Here is an 18,453-nt window from a genome sequence, read left to right as displayed (position 1 = left end):
GCCCTGGGGTGGCGGTGGTGTCTGCGGCGGGCCCTGCGGAGGCGGGGGCGCTCCGAATGCGCCCTGCGGGGGCTGAAGTTGCTGCTGCGGTTGGTGCGGCGGCTGGTCCTGCGGTGCTCCGAAGCCGCCCTGCGGCGGCTGACTGGGCGGCTGAGCCATCAGCGCCTCTCCCCCGTTCGATCACTGATTTCCGGCCACGCCCTGACGTACGCGGTGACCCGGCGTCGTACTCAGAAAACTCTCAGGCGGCCCTTTCTATCACCCGCCACCGACAACGCACGGGGCCGGTTCATCCCCTGTTCCCAAGGGACGACCGGCCCGTGATACCCCTGTTACGCGCCTTCACGCGTCGTCGGCGAGTTCCAGCCAGCGCAGCTCCAGCTCCTCGCGCTGGCCTCCCAACTCCCGCAGCTCCGCGTCCAGTTCGGCCACCTTCGCGAAGTCCGTGGCGTTCTCGGCGATCTGGGCGTGCAGCTTGGTCTCCCGCTCGGAGACCTTGTCCAACTGCCGCTCGATCTTCTGGAGTTCTTTCTTTGCGGCGCGCTGGTCGGCGGCGCTCCGCTCGGGCGCCGGCTTCTCCGCGGCGGGCGTCGCGGCCGCCGCGACCGCCTCCTCCATCCGCCGCCGGCGCTCCAGGTACTCGTCGATGCCGCGCGGCAGCATCCGCAGGGTGGCGTCGCCGAGGAGGGCGAACACGCGGTCCGTGGTGCGCTCGATGAAGAACCGGTCGTGGGAGATAACGATCATCGAGCCGGGCCAGCCGTCGAGGAGGTCCTCGAGCTGGGTGAGGGTCTCGATGTCGAGGTCGTTGGTGGGCTCGTCGAGGAAGAGGACGTTGGGCTCGTCCATCAGCAGGCGCAGCAGCTGCAGCCGGCGGCGCTCACCGCCGGAGAGGTCGCCGACCGGCGTCCACTGCTTCTCCTTGTTGAAGCCGAACGTCTCGCACAGCTGACCGGCGGTCATCTCCCGGCCCTTGCCGAGGTCGACGCGCTCGCGCACCTGCTGGACGGCTTCCAGGACCCGGGTGTTCGGGTTCAGCTCGGCGACCTCCTGGGAGAGGTAGGCGAGCTTGACGGTCCTGCCGACGGTGACGCGGCCGCCGGCGGGCTGGGTCTCGCCCTCGCTGCGGGCCGCGTCCGCCATCGCCCGCAGCAGGGAGGTCTTGCCGGCGCCGTTGACACCGACCAGGCCGATGCGGTCGCCGGGGCCGAGCTGCCAGGTCACGTGCTTGAGCAGCACCTTGGGGCCGGCCTGCACGGTGACGTCCTCGAGGTCGAAGACCGTCTTGCCGAGCCGCGAGGACGCGAACTTCATCAGCTCACTGCTGTCCCGGGGCGGCGGCACGTCCTTGATGAGCTCGTTGGCGGCCTCGACGCGGAAGCGCGGCTTGGACGTCCGCGCGGGTGCACCGCGCCTGAGCCAGGCCAGCTCCTTGCGGACCAGGTTCTGCCGCTTGGCCTCCTCGGTCGCGGCGATGCGCTCGCGCTCGGCACGCGCGAAGACGTAGTCCGAGTAGCCGCCCTCGTACTCGTAGACGTCGCCCTTCTGCACGTCCCACATGCGCGTGCAGACCTGGTCGAGGAACCAGCGGTCGTGCGTGACGCAGACCAGCGCGGAGCGGCGCTCGCGCAGGTGCTTCGCCAGCCAGGCGATGCCCTCGACGTCCAGGTGGTTGGTCGGCTCGTCGAGGACGACCAGGTCCTGCTCCTCGATGAGCAGCTTGGCCAGCGCGATACGGCGGCGCTCACCGCCGGACAGGGGCGCGATGACGGTGTCGAGCCCCTGCGGGAACCCGGGGAGGTCGAGCCCGCCGAAGAGCCCGGTGAGCACGTCCCGGATCTTGGCGTTGCCCGCCCACTCGTGGTCGGCCATGTCCCGGATGACCTCGTGCCGCACGGTGGCGGTGGGGTCGAGGGAGTCGTGCTGCGTGAGCACGCCAAGGCGCAGCCCGCCGGAGTGCGTCACGCGCCCGGTGTCGGCCTCCTCCAGCTTGGCCAGCATCCGGATCAGCGTCGTCTTGCCGTCGCCGTTGCGGCCGACCACCCCGATCCGGTCGCCTTCGGAGACGCCGAGGGAGACGCCGTCGAGGAGGGCACGTGTGCCGTACACCTTGCTGACGTTCTCGACATTGACCAGATTGACGGCCATTTCTCTCCTGCCCGGGGGGATCGATCAGCCTCCCAGCGTAGTGCGCGCCGATCGGTGACCGATCCCGAGCGGGGTGGCCTGTGGAAAACCTCGGGCTGGGGGGACCTCGGGGTGTGGAAAACCCCCGGGGTCAGCGGGACGCGGCCGTGCGGACCTCGTCCAGGAGGTCGTACATCGTCTGGCCGGGGCAGTCGGTCTGGAGCCAGTCGCGGTGGCCGCTGACCGTGGTGACGTCCTTGGTGACGCCGTTGACCGGGTTGGTGTAGGTGATCCTCGCCTGCGGGTCGAGGCCCTTGAAGCGGGCGATCACCTTGATCAGCCGGGTCAGCGAGGCCTTGGCGGCGTCCGTGGGCCCCTGGTCGACGAGGGTGCCGATGAGGGCGATGCCGAGGTTGCCGGAGTTGAAGCCCGCGGTGTGGAAGGCGGTGACGACGTCGCCGGCCGCGTCGAAGGCCGGGATGCCGTCGTCGCCGGAGTAACGGCCCTCGTAGACGTTGCCGGCCTCGTCGATCAGGAAGTGGTAGCCGATGTCGCCCCAGTCCAGGGTGACCGCGTGGTACTCGTAGATCGCGCGGACGGTCGCCGCCGGGTCCGGGTCGTCGTTCGGGGTGTCCGTGTGGTGCACCGTGATCGACTGCAACGCGTAGTACTTCTCCGGCGAGTTGACCTGGCCGTCCTTGTACCGCTTGGACTCGTCGGCGCCCCAGGCCGGCCGCGACAGATACCGCACGCCACGCACGCGCGTGGGCTCGCTCGGCACCTCGACGCTGCGGTCCGGGCCGCGCAGGGTGTCGATCGCCAGCGAGCGCACCTGCGTCGTCCCGTCCGGCGCCTCGACGTCGTACGTCTTGGCGTTGCCGGCCGCCACCAGGGCCGTACCGCCGCCGTCGACGGTCGCGCAGCCGCCGCCGAGCGTCCGGAAGGCTGCGTCACCCGGGAAGCGGATGCCCGCGCCGGCGGCGGCCCCGCTCCAACGGACGCCGACGTAGGTCGCGGCGAAGGAGGTGGTGGCCGTACCGGGGCCGGTCGCGGCGGCGGTACGGGTGGCCGGGAACGTCTCCGGCTCGGTCGCGGATCCGGCGTTCCCGGAGTCGGTGGTACCAGCGGCGCCGGAGTCGGTGGCCGCGAACACCACCGGCGTCAGCGCGGCCCCGCCGGCCACGGCCGTGGCACCGGCGATGACACCACGACGGGAGAGGGAACGCGTCCTGCGGTGCGAGGAGGTGGGCGGCACAGGGAGCGTGGAGGGCGTAGGGGGCGTAGGGGGCTGGGGCACGAACTCGATCCTTCGGTCGACCAGGCGCTTGAAGTATCAACGGACCCTAGCCGCCCCATCCGTCACCCACGTACCACGGTCGCAGTACATCCCTGTGGAGATCGAGCGAAGATCACCGGTCGGGTACGACGTGGTCGCAGCACCCCGACCACGGCGGCGCGGACTGCCGTCAGCCCTTGACCACGGTCGCTCCCGGCGCCGGGCCCGCGGCCGTGCGGACCGTGGCGCAGGTGCCCGAACTCCGCAGCGCCTCCGCCACCTTGGCCGCCGACTCGGGGTCACGGGCGAGGAACGCGGTCGTCGGGCCCGAGCCGGAGACCAGCGCGGCAAGCGCGCCGGCCGTGCGGCCCGCCGCGAGGGTGTCGGCGAGTTCGGGGAAGAGGGAGATCGCCGCGGGCTGCAGATCGTTGGAGACGGCGGCGGCGAGCGCGTCCGGGTCGCCCTTGGCGAGGGCGTCGAGCAGCGGCTGCGAGGCCACCGGCTCCGGGATGTCGCGGCCCTGCGCCAGCCGGTCGAACTCCCGGAACACGGCCGGCGTCGACAGCCCCCTCCCGGCCATCGCGAACACCCAGTGGAAGCTCCCGCCGACCTCCAGCGCCGTCAGCCGCTCGCCGCGCCCGGTTCCGAGCGCCGCCCCGCCCACCAGGCTGAACGGCACGTCACTGCCCAACTCGGCGCAGATGGAGAGTAGTTCGGCACGCGAGGCACCGGTCTTCCACAACGCGTCGCAGGCCAGCAGCGCGCCGGCGCCGTCCGCGCTGCCGCCCGCCATGCCGCCGGCGACCGGGATGTCCTTGGCGATGTGGATGTGCACGGCCGCCTCGATGCCGCGCCGCTCCGCCAGCGCGAGGGCCGCCCGGGCCGCCAGGTTCGTACGGTCCAGGGGCACCTGGTCGGCGTCCGGCCCCTCGCAGGTGACCCGCAGTTCCCCGGCGGGCGCCACGGTCACCTCGTCGTAGAGCCCGACCGCCAGGAAGACATTGGCCAGGTCGTGAAATCCATCGGCGCGCGCGGCACCCACCGCGAGCTGGACGTTGACCTTGGCGGGAACGCGAACGGTGACGCTCACTGGAGACCGGACTCCTCGGTGTCGCTGCTGTCGGTGCTGTCGGCGGGGCGGGCCTGCCGGTTCTCCGCGATGCGGGCGAACTCCTCGACCGTGAGGGACTCTCCGCGGGCCTGCGGGGACACACCGGCGGCGACCAGGGCGGCCTCCGCCGCCGCGGCCGAGCCCGCCCACCCGGCGAGCGCCGCGCGCAGCGTCTTGCGCCGCTGGGCGAACGCCGCGTCCACGACGGCGAAGACCTCGCTCTTCGAGGCCGTGGTCTTCACCGGCTCGGTCCTGCGGGTCAGCGCCACCAGCCCGCTGTCGACATTCGGCGCGGGCCAGAACACGTTCCGTCCGATCGCGCCGGCCCGCTTGACCTCGGCGTACCAGTTGGCCTTCACGGAGGGGACGCCGTACACCTTCGACCCGGGCGCGGCGGCGAGCCGGTCGGCGACCTCCGACTGCACCATGACGAGGGTGCGCTCGATGCCCGGGAAGGTGTCGAGCATGTGCAGCAGCACGGGCACGGCGACGTTGTACGGCAGGTTCGCGACCAGCGCGGTCGGGGCGGGGCCCGGCAGTTCGGTCACGTGCATCGCGTCGGAGTGCACCAGCGCGAATCGTCCGGCGCGCTCCGGCATGCGCGCCGCGATGGTCGCGGGCAGCGCGGACGCCAGTACGTCGTCGATCTCGACGGCGGTGACGCGGTCGGCGACCTCCAGCAGCGCGAGGGTGAGCGAGCCGAGCCCGGGACCGACCTCCACCACCACGTCGTCCGGCCGGACCTCCGCGGTGCGCACGATACGGCGCACGGTGTTCGCGTCGATCACGAAGTTCTGCCCGCGCTGCTTGGTGGGGCGCACCCCGAGGGCGGCCGCGAGCTCACGGACGTCGGCGGGCCCGAGGAGGGCGTCTGGGGAGGGAGTACTGCTCACGGCGACAAGGGTACGGGGAGCGACCGCGGCCTTCGCGCCCCCGTGGCCGCGGGCAGGCCCTCACCCGTGCAGCCGCGCCCCGCAGTGCGGCCAGGGGGTGGCCCCCCGGCGCACGTACAGTTTCTTCGCCCGGAACGTCTGCTCGGCCGCCGGCGCGTCCTGCGGCCGTCCGCTCCCCCCGAGGCTGTGCCAGGTCCGGGTGTCGAACTGGTACAGCCCTCCGTACGTCCCCGACGGATCCACCGCGTTCGGGCGTCCGCCCGACTCACACGCGGCGAGCCCGTGCCAGTTCAGCCCGTCGGCCCCGGAAACGGAGGTCGGCAACGGCTTCGTGCCCACCTTCACGATCTGCTTCCGCGGCCGCCGCACCACCTCGGAGCCGTCCTTGCGGGGCTTCTGTCTGACCCCGTTGACGGTCCGCAGCGAGTACGTGGTCCGCCGCAGCCCCGGCTGCCCCACCTGCTCGACGACCTCCGTGCCCTTGAACAGCGAGGGGTCGTCCCTCCGCTCCGTACGGAACGGGATCGTCTCCTCCCGCACCTCCCGGCTGCCGGTCACCCTCAGGACGGTCACCGTCTGCCCGTCGCGCGGGAAGCTGTCCCCCGGCACGGACGTGGTGTCCTCGCCGTGCAGACCGACACCGGCCTGCTCGATGACCTCGCGGACAGTCGCCGCGTTCGTCCGCACCGTCCGCGCACGCCCATCGGCCATGACGGTCACCGCGCGCTCGGTACGCACGTCGAACGACAGCCCGGCGCGTCCGATGGGATGGGAGCGCGCGATGGACAGGTACGCCCCCTCGGCGCGCACGCCCAGTTGGCCGAGCGCCTCCTCGACCGTGTGCGCCGTCGTCCACACCTCGTGCCGCTGCCCGTCGATCGTGAGCCGGACCGGGCGCCCGTAGTGCACGGCGACCTCGTCGCCGCTGGCGAGCGCCGTGCCGGGGGCGGGCGCCACCACGTCGTGCGCCCCCACCTCGACGCCCTCCTCCGCGAGCAGTTCCTCCACGTCGTCGGCGAAGGTGTGCAGGGTGCGCGCCTTGCCGTCGACGGTCAGCTCGACCGCCTTGTCCTTGGCGACGAAGGCGGTGGTGCCGCCGGCGAGGAAGGCGACGACCAGCGCCTGCGGCAGCAGACGGCGCACGGGCCCGTCCGCGCGCTCCGCGGAGCGCGCCCTGCGCCGGCGCTCACCCCGGCCCCCCGTGCCTTCCCGCACCTCCTGGCGTGGAAGCGCCGGCAGCGTGGCGTCGTGGGCGCCGTAGGCGCCGTAGGCCTCGTGCGTCCTGTGCGCAACGCGGGCCCCGTGCGCCTCCTCGTACGCGGGACGGTAGGTGTCCGGGTACGGCACCGGCGCCGTGTACACCCCGTACGCCAGCGTCTCGGCGGCGTGCAGGTCCGTGTGGGGCTCCATGGGAAGTGGCTCGTACGTCTGGTGCTGCGAGTTGCTCATGCCGACACGCTCCAGGGGCCGGAGGGGTCCGGAAAAGGGCCCCCAGAACCTAGCGGAGGGACCGTCACTCTCCAAAGCGACGCGGCTACCCAGAGTTGTGTTCGGATGCGTCGGCGCGGGTCAGTACCCGAAGGCGCGTGCGGTGTTGGCGGCGAGCGCCGACGCCAGCGCGTCCTCGTCGACGCCGCGCACGGCGGCCATCGCGCGCACCGTGACCGGAATGAGATACGGCGCGTTGGGCCGTCCGCGGTACGGCGCCGGCGTCAGGAAGGGCGCGTCCGTCTCCACCAGGAGCAGCTCGGCCGGTGCCACCGCGACCGCGTCCCGCAGGTTCTGGGCGTTCTTGAAGGTGACGTTGCCGGCGAAGGACATGAAGTACCCGGCGCTCGCGCACACCTCGGCCATCTCGGCGTCGCCGGAGTAGCAGTGGAAGACGGTGCGCTCGGGGGCGCCCTCCTCCTTCAGCACGCGCAGCACGTCGGCATGGGCGTCGCGGTCGTGGATGACGAGCGCCTTGCCGTGCCGCTTGGCGATCTCGATGTGGGCGCGGAAGGAGCGCTCCTGCGCGTCCTTGCCAGCGGGCCCGGTGCGGAAGTAGTCGAGGCCGGTCTCGCCGACTCCCTTGACCTGGGGGAGCGCGGCCAGGCGGTCGATCTCGGCGAGCGCCTCGTCGAGCGCCCCCGCGCCCCCCGCCTCGCGCGCGCCCTGCCGGGACCAGCCGTCGGGGTCCCCGTGCACGATGCGCGGCGCCTCGTTGGGGTGCAGGGCGACCGTCGCGTGGACGGCGTCGTACGCCGCCGCGGTCTCGGCGGCCCACCGCGAGCCGCGGATGTCGCAGCCGACCTGCACGACCGTCGTCACGCCCACCGCGGCGGCCTTGGCGAGTCCCTCCTCCACCGTGCCGGACTGCATGTCGAGGTGGGTGTGGGAGTCGGCGACGGGCACCCGGAGGGGCTCCGGGAGCGGCGGCGCCGCGTTCTTGTCGCCGCGGGAGGTGGAGCCGCGGGAGGTGGAGGAAGGCATGCCCCGATCCTACGAAAGGGGGCATGCCCGCCCGGCTCGGGGAGCGGTCAGCTCGCCTTGCGCTGGAAGGGGTGCAGGAGGTCCGACAGGTGCCAGTGGTGGTCGCGCTGCCCGGCCTTCACGCCCTCCGTGCCCTCGGCCGCCGTCTCGGCCGCCGTCTCGGGAGCCTCGACCGGCCCTGCCTGCGGCGCCCGGTGCTGATGGCGGTGCGCCGCCTCGCGCACCGACGAGACCTGGCCCGGCCGCATGATCCGTACCACGTGGCCGTCGCAGTTGAGGCAGGTCGGCTTGGACAGCGGAGAGGGCACGACCTGTCCGCCCGCCACGTACATCACGAACTCGTGGCCCTCGGCGTCCGTGTGGTGCTCTATCTCGTACGACTGCTCCCAGCCGTGCCCGCAGCGCATGCAGGCGAAGGAATACGACTCGTGCACGACGGCGCTCGCCGCGCCACGGAGGCCGGTCTGCCCCGCGATCTCACTCATGCCAGCTCCTCTTGTCCGCTGGACAAAGGGACGGGTGCGTCCCTTCAACCAGTGGACGCTTCCGCCGGCGTGAATGCACCAGGCCTGTCGACTGTTGGAGTCGATTTGGACTTTCCTTGCCAAAGCGGCCCCACCCACCCCCTGGGGCTTTGCTTTCCACGACAGTCCTTTGCCTGGCTGTGGGGCGCGTGCTCAGCGGAGATGCGCCCTGCTCAGAGGGGGTGTGGCGCAGTTCACGAGCACCTCAGGAACCACTCGCCGAAGCGGCGTTCTTCGCGGCCACAACCGCGTCGAACACCTCCCTCTTGGGCAACCCCGCCTCCACCGCGACGGCCGCGATCGCCTCCTTGCGGCGCTCGCCCGCCTCCTCCCGCAGACGCACGCGGCGCACGAGCTCCTCGGCGCTCACGTCCTGCGCGCCCCGCTCGGGCGCCCCCTCCACCACCACGGTGATCTCCCCGCGCACCCCCTGCGCCGCCCACTCCGCCAGCTCCCCCAGCGGACCGCGCCTGACCTCCTCGTACGTCTTCGTCAGCTCCCGGCACACCGCCGCGCGCCGCTCGGTCCCGAACACCTCGGCCATGGCGGCGAGGGTGTCGTCGAGCCGGTGCGGGGCCTCGAAGTAGACGAGCGTGCGCCGCTCCCCGGCGACCTCGCGCAGCCGCCCGAGCCGTTCGCCCGCCTTGCGCGGCAGGAAGCCCTCGAAGCAGAACCGGTCCACGGGCAGCCCCGACAGCGCGAGCGCGGTGAGCACGGCGGACGGGCCGGGCACGGCGGTGACCCGGACGTCCCGCTCGACGGCGGCGGCGACCAGCCGGTAGCCGGGGTCCGACACCGACGGCATGCCGGCGTCGGTCACGAGCAGCACGCGCGCGCCGCCCACGAGTTCCTCGACCAGTTCGGGCGTCCGGGCGGACTCGTTGCCCTCGAAGTACGACACCACGCGCCCCTTGGGCGTCACGCCCAGGGCCTGGGTCAGGCGCCTGAGGCGCCGGGTGTCCTCGGCGGCCACCACGTCCGCCCCGGCCAGTTCCTCCGCCAGCCGGGGAGGAGCGTCCGCGATGTCGCCGATGGGGGTGCCCGCGAGGACAAGGGTTCCAGTCACGCCCCCATCCTCCCAGGAGCGGCCGGAAGGGAACGCGTTCGAGCCCTTACCCGCCATGCACGGGACTCACACAGAACGGTTCCCTACGATGGCGCGGTGACCAGTACCGCGTCCTCCCCGGACACCCGGCAAGGCCAGAGCCCGCAGGACCAGCGGCCGTCGTGGCAGCAGCGGCTGCGCCGTTTCGGCTATGCCGCGCCGCCCAGAAGCGATGTCCGCGAGCGCCTGGTGCCGCCGTACGTCCAGCCCAGCCCGCGGCTGTGGCAGGTCCTCGGGGTGCCGCCGGCGCTCGCCGGGCGGATCGCGCGCTGGTCGGGCTGGGGCGGTCCGCTGCTGGTCACGCTGGTGGCGGGCGTGCTGCGGTTCTGGCACCTGGGCAGCCCGAAGGCGGTGATATTCGACGAGACGTACTACGCCAAGGACTCCTGGGCGCTCGTCCACCGCGGCTTCGAGGTCAACTGGGACAAGAACGCCAACGACCTGATCCTGTCCTCGCACGGGCACGTCACCATCCCGGCGGACGCCGCGTACGTGGTGCACCCCCCGGTCGGCAAGTACGTGATCGGGCTGGGCGAGCTGATGTTCGGGTTCAACCCGTTCGGCTGGCGGTTCATGACCGCGCTGCTCGGCACGCTGTCGGTGCTGATGCTGTGCCGGATCGGCCGCCGCATCTTCCGCTCGACCTTCCTCGGCTGCCTGGCCGGCGGTCTGATGGCGGTGGACGGCCTGCACTACGTCATGAGCCGCACCTCGCTCCTCGACGGTGTGCTGATGTTCTTCGTGCTGGCGGCGTTCGGCTGCCTGGTGATCGACCGGGACAAGGCGCGGGAGAAACTCGCGGCGGCGCTCCAGCCGGACGCCGAGGGCCATGTCCGCCCGGACGCGCACATCGCCGAGACCACGTGGCTGGGGCTGCGGCCCTGGCGCTGGGCGGCGGCCCTGCTGATGGGACTCGCCATCGGCACCAAGTGGAACGCGATGTACATCCTGGCCGCGTTCATCGTGCTCACCGTCCTGTGGGACGTCGGCTCCCGCAAGGTGGCGGGCGCCCGGCACCGCCTGTCCCGGATGTTCGTCGCCGAGTCGCTCATCTCGTGGACGGTGATGTCCACGGTCGCCGTCGTGACCTACGTCGCCTCCTGGACCGCCTGGATCCTCTCCCCCAGCGACGGCTCCGGCGGCTACTTCCGCAACTGGGCCGCCACCGACGGCAAGGGCGGCCACTGGACCTTCCTGCCGGACTGGCTGCGCAGCCTGTGGCACTACGAGCACGAGGTCTACGAGTTCCACGTCAACCTGCACTCGCCGCACACGTACATGTCCAACCCCTGGAGCTGGATCGTCGACGGCCGCCCAGTGTCGTTCTTCTACGAGTCGCCCTCGCCCGGCCAGGACGGCTGCCCCGCCGACGCCGGCCAGAAGTGCGCCCGTGAGGTCCTCGCGATCGGCACGCCGCTGCTGTGGTGGGTGGCCGCGTTCGCGCTGCTGTACGTGCTGTGGCGCTGGCTCTTCCGCCGCGACTGGCGGGCCGGCGCCATCGCCTGCGGGGTCGCGGCGGGCTGGCTGCCGTGGTTCATGTACCAGGACCGGACGATCTTCTTCTTCTACGCCGTCGTGTTCGTGCCGTTCCTGTGCCTGGCGGTGGCGATGCTGCTGGGCGCGATCGTCGGCCCACCCGGCTCCAGCGACACCCGACGGGTGGCGGGCGCGACGGGCGCGGGCGTACTGGTCCTGCTGATCACCTGGAACTTCATCTACTTCTGGCCCCTGTACACCGGAACCGCGATCCCGATCGACGACTGGCGTTCACGTATGTGGCTGGATACCTGGGTATAGCGGACCTTCCGCCTCCCCGGCCGGACAACATACGGAAACCCCCCTCACAGCTCCCCCTCCTGCCCCATACAGTGCGAGGACCGCAACGGGGAAACGGGGAGGGACCTTTCATGCCCAAGGGGGTCAAGGCCGCGGTCATAGGCGGCGTGTTCGCGGTGATGGTCGGTGGCGCGGGGTACGCCGGCTACAACATCGTGTCCGCGTTGAACGACGACGGCGGCTCGGGGGCGGCGAGCGTGAAGACGGGACCGCCGAGCGCCGACGAGATCAAGGAGGCGTCGGCCAAGTTCTTCGCGGCCTGGGAGAAGGGACAGGCGGCGCAGGCGGCGACGTACACGAACAACCAGACGGCGGCCGAGCCGCTGCTCGCGGCCTACGGCGAGACCGCGCACATCGCGGACGTGAAGATCACGCCCGGCGCGGCGACCGGAGCGACGGTGCCGTTCACGGTGAAGGCGACGGTGTCGTACGAGAACAAGTCCAAGCCGCTGACGTACAAGAGCGAGCTGACGGTGGTGCGCGGGAAGACCACCGGGCGGGCGCTGGTGGACTGGCGGCCGTCGGTCCTCCATCCGCAGCTGAAGGCGGGCGACACCCTGGTCACCGGCCCGTCGGCGAGCCCCGAGATCGAGGCGGTGGACCGCAACGGCGCTGTGCTGACCAAGGAGAAGTACCCCTCGCTCGGGGTGATCCTCGACACCCTGCGCCAGCGGTACGGCGACAAGGCGGGCGGCACGCCCGGGATCGAACTGGCGATCCACCACCAGGCCGAGGGCGTCGCCGACACCTCGCTGCTGACCCTCGCCAAGGGCAGGGCGGGCGAGCTGCGGACCACGATCAGCGCGAGCGCGCAGGCGGCGGCCGAGAAGGCGGTGAAGAAGTTCGCCCAGTCGTCGGTGGTGGCCGTCAAGCCCAGCACCGGTGAGGTGCTGGCGGTGGCGAACAACCGCAAGGACCAGTTCAACGCGGCCTTCGAGGGCGAGGTCGCGCCGGGCTCCACGATGAAGATCATCACGGCCGCGATGCTCATCGACAACGGCGTGACCTCGATGAACGGCCCGGCGCCCTGCCCGCCCTCCGCCACCTGGCAGAGCCAGACCTTCACCAACCTCAAGGGCCTTCAGCCCAACGAGAACGCCACGCTCGCCAACAGCTTCATGCGCTCGTGCAACACGGCCTTCATCAAGCTCATCGACGAGAAGCCGCTCACCGACTCCTCGCTCACGCAGGAGGCCCAGGAACGGTTCGGACTCGGGCAGAACAACTGGAAGACGGGCATCGTCTCCTTCGACGGCAAGATCCCCGCGGTCAGCGGCCCGGACCGGGCGGCGAACGCGATCGGCCAGGGGCAGGTGCAGCTGAGCCCGCTGAACATGGCCTCGGTCACGGCGACCGTCGTCACGGGCACCTTCCGCCAGCCCTACCTGGTCTCCCCCAAGCTCGACGACCGCGAACTCGCCACCGCCAAGGGTCTGTCCGCGAGCACGTCGTCCCAGCTCAAGCAGATGATGCGGCTCACCGCCACGCAGGGGACGGCCGCCCAGGCCATGGCCGGGCTCGGCGGTGACATCGGCGCGAAGACCGGTTCCGCCGAGGTCGACGGACAGGCCGTGTCGAACAGTTGGTTCACCGGTTTCCGCAACGACGTCGCCGCGGCGGCCATGACCGAGGAGGGCGGCCACGGCGGGACGGCGGCCGGTCCGATTGTCGCAGCTGTGCTACGGAGTGCCGGCTGACGTCACCCGCACAGGACGGGACTCTAGGCTGTTGGCGTCGTTGGGATGGATGAGGGCAACGGGGACCCTGGGAATTCTCGGAGGAACGGGAACGTGGGCAACAGAAGGCGCGTCGCCGAGCGACGGAAGACCAGGCCCGCCGTCGTCGGCGGGATGATCGCCGTGGTCGTCGGCGGCGCCGCCTTCGGCGTCTACGCGCTGTGGGGCGGCGGGGCCGCGGCCGACGACCGGGCGGGCTCGTCCTCCTCGGGTGCCGACCACAAGGCCGTCAAGACCGGCCCCCTGTCGGCGACCGAGGTCCAGACGACCGCGACGAAGTTCCTCACCTCCTGGCAGCAGGGGAAGGCCGCGCAGGCCGCCGCCGTCACGAACGACGCCACCGCGGCCGGCTCGCTGCTGACCGGCTACACCAAGGACGCCCACATCACGGGCGTCACGCTCACCCCCGGCACGCCCGTCGGCGACAAGGTGCCCTTCTCCGTGAAGGGCACGGTGTCGTACAAGGGCACCAGCAAGCCGCTCGCCTACCAGAGCGCGCTGACGGTCGTACGGAACAAGGCGGACGGCAAGCCGCTGGTCGACTGGCACGCCGCGGTCGTCCACCCCGACCTCGAGGACGGCGACAAGCTGGTCACCGGCGAGTCCGGAACCCCGCCGGTCAAGGCGTACGACCGTGACGGCGGCGAGCTGACCACCGCCAAGTACCCGTCGCTGGGGCCCGTCCTGGACGGCCTGCGCGAGAAGTACGGCAAGATCGCCGGCGGCAAGGCGGGCGTCGAGCTTGACGTGGTGCGGGGCGCGGCGTCCAAGAAGGCCAAGCTGTCCGACAAGACGCTGCTGACGCTGACCAAGGGCACGCCGGGTTCGGTGAAGACGACGCTGAGCCCGACGTTCCAGGCCGCGGCCGAGCAGCAGGTGACCAAGCAGGCGAAGTCGTCGGTGGTGGTGATCCGCCCTTCGACGGGTGAGATCCTCGCCGTCGCGAACGCCTCCCACGGCTTCAACGTGGCCTTCCAGGGCTCGCTGGCGCCCGGCTCCACGATGAAGATCGTGACCTCGACGATGCTGTTCGAGAAGAACCTGATCACCCCGGACGCCTCGCATCCCTGCCCCAAGACGTACAAGCTCGCCGGGTGGACCTTCCACAACGACGACGACTCCGAGATCAAGCAGGGCTCCTTCAAGCTGGCCTTCGGCGCCTCCTGCAACAACGCCTTCATCAACTTCGCCCCGAAGCTGACCAACAGCTCCCTGACGGAGGAGGCCCAGCAGGTCTACGGCCTCGGCATGAACAACTGGGCCATCGGCGTCCCGACCTTCGACGGCTCGATCCCGGTGCAGAGCGGCGCGCAGATGGGCGCCTCGCTGATCGGGCAGGGCGGGGTGCGGATGAACCCGCTGAACATGGCCTCGGTGGCGGCCACGGTCGAGTCGGGCGTCTTCCGCCAGCCGTACCTGGTCTCCCCGAGCGTCGACCACCGCACGCTGGCCAAGGCCTCGCGCACGATGTCCGCGCAGACGCAGGCCCAGCTGAAGGAGGTCATGCAGTACACGGCGGCGTACGGCACGGCCGCCAAGGCGATGGCGGGTCTCGGCCCGAACTACGGCGCCAAGACGGGCTCCGCGGAGGTCGACGGCCAGAAGAAGCCGAACGGCTGGTTCACCGCGTACCGCGGCGACCTCGTCGCGGCGGGCGTGGTCCAGGCGGGCGGCCACGGCGGCGACACGGCCGGGCCGATGGTGGCGGCGCTGCTGAGGATGGGCGGCTGACGGCCGCGTTCAGCGGGTGACCCCGGCCGCGGTCAGCTTGTGACCGGCGCCGTCGCCAGGTAGGTGCGGCGCAGGAACCTCATCAGGGTCTTGGTCTCGAACTGCACGACCGAGACGCCCTGGGCGGAGTGCAGTTCCACGACGGCCTGCACCCGCCCGCACGGCCAGACGCGGACCTCGCCGCTGCCGGCCGGGGCCCGCAGACCCTGTTCGAGGAGGGAGCGGGAGAACGTCCACTCGTCGTGAGTGCCCGGGAGCCTGACCCGTACCGAACGCGGGTCGGAGTCGGGGTCGTAGCGCAGGACGACGGGAATCGTCTCGTCCTCCGGTATCGCGGCGTCCGTGACGATGTGGGCTCGTGCGTACTGTTCGACTACGGACATCGTGACGGCCCTCTCACGCTGCGTTACCTGTGTGGAAGCTGTGCGTCCACCCCCTTCTCCAATGTCCCATATTTTCCCGATCGCGCCCCTTGACGTCGGACATCTCACAGCACGGTCAGCGCGACCCACGACTTCCTGGCTCTTGCAAAGGGTTCGCAATAACCGTCTATGATCGAACGGTGCATGTACCTGACGGATTCATCGACGCCCCCACCTCCGCCGCGACCGGCGTGGTCGCCGCCGCCGCGGTCGCGGTGAGCCTGCGCGGTGCGCGCCGGGAACTGGACGAGCGCACGGCACCGCTGGCCGGACTGGTCGCCGCGTTCATCTTCGCCGTGCAGATGCTGAACTTCCCCGTCGCCGCGGGGACCAGCGGCCATCTGCTGGGAGGTGCGCTGGCTGCGATCCTCGTCGGGCCCTTCACCGGGGTGCTGTGCGTGTCCGTGGTGCTGCTCATGCAGGGCATCCTCTTCGCGGACGGCGGACTGACCGCGCTCGGCGTGAACATCACCGACATGGCGATCGTCACGACCGTCGTCTCGTACGCCGTCTTCCGCGTCCTGGTGAAGGTGCTCCCGCGCGGGCGGCGCTCGGTCACGGTCGCGTCCTTCGTCGCCGCGCTGGTCTCGGTGCCGGCCGCCGCGGTCGCCTTCACGCTGATCTACGCCGTCGGCGGCACCACCGACGTCTCCCTCGGCAAGGTCGCCACCGCGATGATCGGCGTGCACGTGCTGATCGGTCTCGGCGAGGCGGTCATCACGGCGCTCACGGTGGGCGCGGTGATCGCCGTGCGCCCGGATCTCGTGCACGGCGCGCGCGGCCTGCGACAGCGACTGAAGCTGCGGGTGGACGGCGCGCTGGTCGACGTGCCCGCGCCCGACGGGGCGCGCACGGCACCCGTCGCGGCGCGCACCTCCCGCCGCGCGCTGTGGATCACCGGCCTCGCCACCTCCCTCCTCCTCGCCGGTGTCGTCAGCTTCTACGCCTCCTCCGACCCCGACGGCCTGGAGAAGGTCGCCCATGACAAGGGCCTGGACAGCAAGACCGAGAAGCACGCGTCGGCGGACTCCCCGCTCGCCGACTACGGGGTGAAGGACGTCGAGAACGCCCGCCTGTCCGGGGGGCTGGCGGGCGTGATCGGCGTGGGCGTGACCGTCGTAGCGGGAAGCGCGGTGTTCTGGGTTGTGCGCCGGCGGCGTACGCCGGACGTCTCGCCGACGAACACGAGCGCCGTCTGACATGGGCGCCGGACACGCACACCGGCTCTACCGGCACGGGCACTCCCCCGTGCACGCCCTGCCGCCCCACACCAAGCTGGCCGCCGCCTTCGCGTTCGTGGTGGTCGTCGTGTCGACCCCGCGCGAGGCGATGTGGGCGTTCGGCGTGTACGCCGGCCTGCTGGGCTTCGTCGCGCACCACGCGCGCGTGCCCGCCGGGTTCCTGCTGAAGCGGCTGCTGATCGAGGTGCCGTTCGTGGCCTTCGCGGTGCTGATGCCGTTCGTGGCGGAGGGCGAACGGGTGGACGTACTCGGGCTGTCCCTGAGCGTGAACGGCCTGTGGGGCGCGTGGAACGTGCTCGCCAAGGGCACGCTGGGCGTCGCCGCGTCCGTGCTCCTGGCGTCCACCACCGAACTGCGCGAACTCCTCCTCGGCCTGCAGCGGCTGAAGCTCCCGCCGCTGCTGGTCCAGATCGCGTCCTTCATGATCCGTTACGGCGACGTCATCACGGACGAGATGCGGCGCATGCGGATCGCACGCGAGTCGCGCGGGTTCGAGGCGCGGGGCGTGCGGCACTGGGGGGTGCTCGCGAAGAGCGCGGGCGCCCTGTTCATCCGCTCCTACGAGCGCGGGGAGCGCGTCCATCTGGCCATGGTCAGCCGCGGGTACGCCGGCTCGATGCCGGTCATCGACGAGGTGACCGCGTCCCGCGCACAGTGGTCGCACGCCCTTGCGCTGCCCCTCGCCGCCCTTGTCGTCTGCCTGCTGGGATGGACCCTGTGACCACTGCTCCGGGACGGACCCTGTGACCACTGCTCCCGCCTCCCTGGAGGTCTCCGGCCTCGCCTTCGCCTACCCCGACGGCCACCAGGCCCTGTTCGGCGTGGACTTCACCGTCGCGCGCGGCGAACGGGTCGCGCTGCTCGGCCCGAACGGTGCCGGCAAGACCACCCTCGTCCTGCATCTCAACGGCATCCTGACCGGCGGCGCGGGCACGGTGACGGTCGCCGGGCTGCCCGTCGGCAAGCGGCACATGGCGGAGATCCGGCGCCGGGTCGGCATCGTCTTCCAGGACCCCGACGACCAGCTCTTCATGCCGACGGTCCGCGAGGACGTGGCCTTCGGGCCCGCGGCGGCCGGGGTCAGGGGCACGGAACTCGAGGCACGCGTGCGTGCGGCGCTGGAAAAGGTCGGCATGGAGGACTTCGCGGACCGGCCCCCGCACCACCTCTCCTTCGGGCAGCGCCGCCGGGTCGCCGTGGCGACCGTCCTCGCCATGGAACCGGAGATCCTCGTCCTGGACGAGCCCTCCTCCAACCTCGACCCCGCCTCCCGCCGCGAACTGGCCGACATCCTGCGCGCGTTGGACGTCACCGTCCTCATGGTCACGCACGACCTGCCGTACGCCCTGGAGCTGTGCCCGCGCTCCCTGATCCTCAGCGACGGCGTCATCGCCGCGGACGGCCCCACCGGCGCGCTCCTGTCCGACGAGGCCCTCATGCGCGCCCACCGCCTGGAACTGCCCTTCGGCTTCGACCCGCAGTCCGTGACAATGGGCGCGTGACGAACCAGGACGAGGACGAACTCGCCGTCGGGTCGCTGCTCCTCGACGACCAGCTGTGCTTCGCGCTGTACGCCGCCCAGCGCGCCGTGACGGCCGCGTACCGCCCGGTGCTGGAGGAACTCGGTCTCACCTACCCGCAGTACCTCGTCCTGCTCGTGCTGTGGGAGCGCGGCGAGACGACGGTGAAGGAGCTCGCCGCCGCGCTGCGCCTCGACTACGGCACGGTGTCGCCGTTGCTCAAGCGGCTGGAGAGCGCCGGGGTCGTGCGCCGGGAGCGCGCGGCCCATGACGAGCGCTCGGTGCTCGTCGCGTGCACGGGGCGTGGAGAGGAACTGAGGGAGCGCGCGGCGCGCGTCCCCGGCGCACTCCTCACGGCGACCGGTCTGGACACCGCAGGGGTCGCGAGGTTGCGCGAGGAGTTGTGGCAGCTCGCCCGCGCCGTCACCCCCTGACCTCGGGTTACCCCCGGTCGCTACC

General features: G+C 71.6%; 16 protein-coding genes. 7 read left to right on the top strand and 9 right to left on the bottom strand.

Going from position 1 to position 18,453, the window contains the following annotated elements:
* Nucleotides 1-342 precede the first annotated feature (342 nt).
* The 8 genes from GRC12_RS27965 to rsmI all read right to left on the bottom strand — a co-directional run bounded on the left by GRC12_RS27965 (nucleotide 343) and on the right by rsmI (nucleotide 9,469).
* A complete protein-coding gene (locus GRC12_RS27965; protein ID WP_208782145.1) occupies nucleotides 343-2,148 on the bottom strand; it encodes an ABC-F family ATP-binding cassette domain-containing protein in 1,806 nt (601 codons plus the stop codon).
* A gap of 130 nt (nucleotides 2,149-2,278) precedes the next feature.
* Nucleotides 2,279-3,424, bottom strand: coding sequence for a peptidoglycan recognition protein family protein (locus tag GRC12_RS27960; RefSeq protein ID WP_308286656.1), 1,146 nt, complete (start codon nucleotides 3,422-3,424; stop codon nucleotides 2,279-2,281).
* A gap of 169 nt (nucleotides 3,425-3,593) precedes the next feature.
* Complete coding sequence (locus GRC12_RS27955) at nucleotides 3,594-4,493, bottom strand: 4-(cytidine 5'-diphospho)-2-C-methyl-D-erythritol kinase (RefSeq protein WP_208782144.1); 900 nt, start codon at nucleotides 4,491-4,493, stop codon at nucleotides 3,594-3,596.
* Nucleotides 4,490-5,407, bottom strand: a complete 918-nt coding sequence (rsmA, locus tag GRC12_RS27950) for a 16S rRNA (adenine(1518)-N(6)/adenine(1519)-N(6))-dimethyltransferase RsmA (RefSeq protein WP_208782143.1) — start codon at nucleotides 5,405-5,407, stop codon at nucleotides 4,490-4,492. Before rsmA ends, GRC12_RS27955 begins: the two co-directional genes overlap by 4 nt.
* A gap of 60 nt (nucleotides 5,408-5,467) precedes the next feature.
* Nucleotides 5,468-6,856, bottom strand: coding sequence for a resuscitation-promoting factor (locus tag GRC12_RS27945; RefSeq protein ID WP_208782142.1), 1,389 nt, complete (start codon nucleotides 6,854-6,856; stop codon nucleotides 5,468-5,470).
* A gap of 120 nt (nucleotides 6,857-6,976) precedes the next feature.
* Complete coding sequence (locus GRC12_RS27940) at nucleotides 6,977-7,879, bottom strand: TatD family hydrolase (protein WP_208782141.1); 903 nt, start codon at nucleotides 7,877-7,879, stop codon at nucleotides 6,977-6,979.
* 47 nt (nucleotides 7,880-7,926) lie between these two features.
* Entirely contained in the window at nucleotides 7,927-8,364 is a 438-nt protein-coding gene (locus tag GRC12_RS27935; protein ID WP_208782140.1) for a hypothetical protein, read from the bottom strand.
* A 244-nt stretch (nucleotides 8,365-8,608) separates the two neighbouring features.
* Entirely contained in the window at nucleotides 8,609-9,469 is an 861-nt protein-coding gene (gene rsmI, locus GRC12_RS27930) for a 16S rRNA (cytidine(1402)-2'-O)-methyltransferase (protein ID WP_208782139.1), read from the bottom strand.
* A 96-nt stretch (nucleotides 9,470-9,565) separates the two neighbouring features.
* On the opposite strand from rsmI, the gene GRC12_RS27925 reads away from it, so the two are divergent.
* The 3 genes from GRC12_RS27925 to GRC12_RS27915 all read left to right on the top strand — a co-directional run bounded on the left by GRC12_RS27925 (nucleotide 9,566) and on the right by GRC12_RS27915 (nucleotide 14,811).
* On the top strand, nucleotides 9,566-11,305 hold the full coding sequence (locus GRC12_RS27925; protein WP_208782138.1) for a dolichyl-phosphate-mannose--protein mannosyltransferase: 1,740 nt from the start codon (nucleotides 9,566-9,568) through the stop codon (nucleotides 11,303-11,305).
* A gap of 110 nt (nucleotides 11,306-11,415) precedes the next feature.
* Nucleotides 11,416-13,041 carry a penicillin-binding transpeptidase domain-containing protein gene (locus tag GRC12_RS27920; protein ID WP_208782137.1) on the top strand — a complete coding sequence of 542 codons (1,626 nt, stop codon included), beginning with the start codon at nucleotides 11,416-11,418 and terminating at the stop codon, nucleotides 13,039-13,041.
* Nucleotides 13,042-13,134: 93 nt separating this feature from the next.
* Nucleotides 13,135-14,811, top strand: coding sequence for a penicillin-binding transpeptidase domain-containing protein (locus GRC12_RS27915; RefSeq protein WP_208782136.1), 1,677 nt, complete (start codon nucleotides 13,135-13,137; stop codon nucleotides 14,809-14,811).
* 32 nt (nucleotides 14,812-14,843) lie between these two features.
* On the opposite strand, the gene GRC12_RS27910 is transcribed toward GRC12_RS27915, so the two are convergent.
* Nucleotides 14,844-15,194: an SsgA family sporulation/cell division regulator gene (locus tag GRC12_RS27910; protein ID WP_208782135.1), complete on the bottom strand. Its 351-nt coding sequence runs from the start codon at nucleotides 15,192-15,194 to the stop codon at nucleotides 14,844-14,846.
* Between the two features lie 179 nt (nucleotides 15,195-15,373).
* Here GRC12_RS27910 and GRC12_RS27905 point away from each other — a divergent pair, with 179 nt between their 5' ends.
* From GRC12_RS27905 to GRC12_RS27890, 4 genes are read left to right on the top strand one after another with little or no spacing between them, the layout of a single operon-like run.
* The gene (locus GRC12_RS27905) at nucleotides 15,374-16,432 is read left to right on the top strand and encodes an energy-coupling factor ABC transporter permease (RefSeq protein ID WP_208782134.1); all 1,059 of its coding nucleotides are present in this window, start codon (nucleotides 15,374-15,376) and stop codon (nucleotides 16,430-16,432) included.
* A 1-nt stretch (nucleotide 16,433) separates the two neighbouring features.
* Nucleotides 16,434-17,195, top strand: a complete 762-nt coding sequence (gene cbiQ, locus GRC12_RS27900) for a cobalt ECF transporter T component CbiQ (protein WP_208782133.1) — start codon at nucleotides 16,434-16,436, stop codon at nucleotides 17,193-17,195.
* Nucleotides 17,196-17,217: 22 nt separating this feature from the next.
* Complete coding sequence (locus GRC12_RS27895; protein ID WP_208782132.1) at nucleotides 17,218-17,976, top strand: energy-coupling factor ABC transporter ATP-binding protein; 759 nt, start codon at nucleotides 17,218-17,220, stop codon at nucleotides 17,974-17,976.
* Entirely contained in the window at nucleotides 17,973-18,428 is a 456-nt protein-coding gene (locus GRC12_RS27890; RefSeq protein WP_208782131.1) for a MarR family winged helix-turn-helix transcriptional regulator, read from the top strand. Before GRC12_RS27895 ends, GRC12_RS27890 begins: the two co-directional genes overlap by 4 nt.
* Nucleotides 18,429-18,453: the final 25 nt, after the last annotated feature.

This window comes from Streptomyces griseorubiginosus (assembly GCF_017614965.1).
Classification (GTDB): domain Bacteria; phylum Actinomycetota; class Actinomycetes; order Streptomycetales; family Streptomycetaceae; genus Streptomyces; species Streptomyces griseorubiginosus_B.
This window is presented reverse-complemented; position numbering and strand designations above follow the sequence as displayed.

What these genes read in the sequence shown, in the direction of transcription:
- cbiQ (WP_208782133.1), top strand. Translation starts at nt 16,434, where the DNA reads ATGGGCGCCGGACACGCACACCGGCTCTACCGGCACGGGCACTCCCCC.
- GRC12_RS27920 (WP_208782137.1), top strand. Translation starts at nt 11,416, where the DNA reads ATGCCCAAGGGGGTCAAGGCCGCGGTCATAGGCGGCGTGTTCGCGGTG.
- GRC12_RS27940 (WP_208782141.1), bottom strand. Translation starts at nt 7,879, where the DNA reads ATGCCTTCCTCCACCTCCCGCGGCTCCACCTCCCGCGGCGACAAGAAC.
- GRC12_RS27945 (WP_208782142.1), bottom strand. Translation starts at nt 6,856, where the DNA reads ATGAGCAACTCGCAGCACCAGACGTACGAGCCACTTCCCATGGAGCCC.
- GRC12_RS27910 (WP_208782135.1), bottom strand. Translation starts at nt 15,194, where the DNA reads ATGTCCGTAGTCGAACAGTACGCACGAGCCCACATCGTCACGGACGCC.
- GRC12_RS27965 (WP_208782145.1), bottom strand. Translation starts at nt 2,148, where the DNA reads ATGGCCGTCAATCTGGTCAATGTCGAGAACGTCAGCAAGGTGTACGGC.
- GRC12_RS27935 (WP_208782140.1), bottom strand. Translation starts at nt 8,364, where the DNA reads ATGAGTGAGATCGCGGGGCAGACCGGCCTCCGTGGCGCGGCGAGCGCC.